1 protein-coding gene is annotated in these 1,452 nt (G+C 46.8%); it reads right to left on the reverse strand.

All coding sequences use genetic code 11. The features are described 5' to 3' along the window. Positions 1-1,452, reverse strand: a 1,452-nt coding sequence (locus DIS18_RS14875; protein ID WP_146191844.1) for an Ig-like domain-containing protein, incomplete at both ends; no start/stop codon positions are given.

Raw genomic sequence — 1,452 nt, forward strand, 5'->3', positions numbered from 1 at the left:
CTGGATCTACAGTAATATCAATAACTGCCGTTGTACAATCGCCGTCTGCATCACAAATCTCATAGGTGATCTGGTCGGGACCGTTGTAGTCCGCATTTGGGGTGTAATCAATCGTATCATCCGTTGGGTCGTTTGGTGTACCGCCATTGTTTACTGTGGCTATACCGTTGCTTGGTCCGCTAGTGATACTTATAGTGCCTGTACTTGGTCCGTCGCCTCCAAAATCATCATCGTCTAAAACTACAATGTTTACCGTGTCGTCTTCATCTACGCTCGCGGTATCGTCTACAGCAGTTGGCGTGTCGTCTACTGGATCTACAGTAATATCAATAACTGCCGTTGTACAATCGCCGTCTGCATCACAAATCTCATAGGTGATCTGGTCAGGACCGTTATAATCCGCATTTGGGGTGTAATCAATCGTATCATCCGTTGGGTCGTTTGGTGTACCGCCATTGTTTACTGTGGCTATACCGTTGCTTGGTCCGCTAGTGATACTTATAGTGCCTGTACTTGGTCCGTCGCCTCCAAAATCATCATCATCTAAAACTACAATGTTTACCGTGTCGTCTTCATCTACACTCGCGGTATCGTCTACGGCCGTTGGCGTGTCGTCTACTGGGTCTACAGTAATATCAATAACTGCCGTTGTACAATCGCCGTCTGCATCACAAATCTCATAGGTGATCTGGTCAGGACCGTTGTAGTCCGCATTTGGGGTGTAATCAATCGTATCATCCGTTGGGTCGTTTGGTGTACCGCCATTGTTTACTGTGGCTGTTCCATTTGTTGGTCCGCTAGTAATGCTTATAGTGCCTGTACTTGGACCATCGCCTCCAAAATCATCATCATCTAAAACTACAATGTTTACCGTGTCGTCTTCATCTACACTTGCGGTATCGTCTACGGCCGTTGGCGTGTCGTCTACTGGGTCTACAGTAATATCAATAACTGCCGTTGTACAATCGCCGTCTGCATCACAAATCTCATAGGTGATCTGGTCAGGACCGTTATAATCCGCATTTGGGGTGTAATCAATCGTATCATCCGTTGGGTCGTTTGGTGTACCGCCATTGTTTACTGTGGCTGTTCCATTTGTTGGTCCGCTAGTGATGCTTATAGTGCCTGTACTTGGACCATCGCCTCCAAAATCATCATCATCTAAAACTACAATGTTTACCGTGTCGTCTTCATCTACACTTGCGGTATCGTCTACGGCCGTTGGCGTGTCGTCTACTGGGTCTACAGTAATATCAATAACTGCCGTTGTACAATCGCCGTCTGCATCACAAATCTCATAGGTGATCTGGTCAGGACCGTTATAATCCGCATTTGGGGTGTAATCAATCGTATCATCCGTTGGGTCGTTTGGTGTACCGCCATTGTTTACTGTGGCTGTTCCATTTGTTGGTCCGCTAGTGATGCTTATAGTGCCTGTACTTGGACCATCGC

It is taken from the genome of Algibacter marinivivus, assembly GCF_003143755.1.
Lineage (GTDB): Bacteria > Bacteroidota > Bacteroidia > Flavobacteriales > Flavobacteriaceae > Algibacter_B > Algibacter_B marinivivus.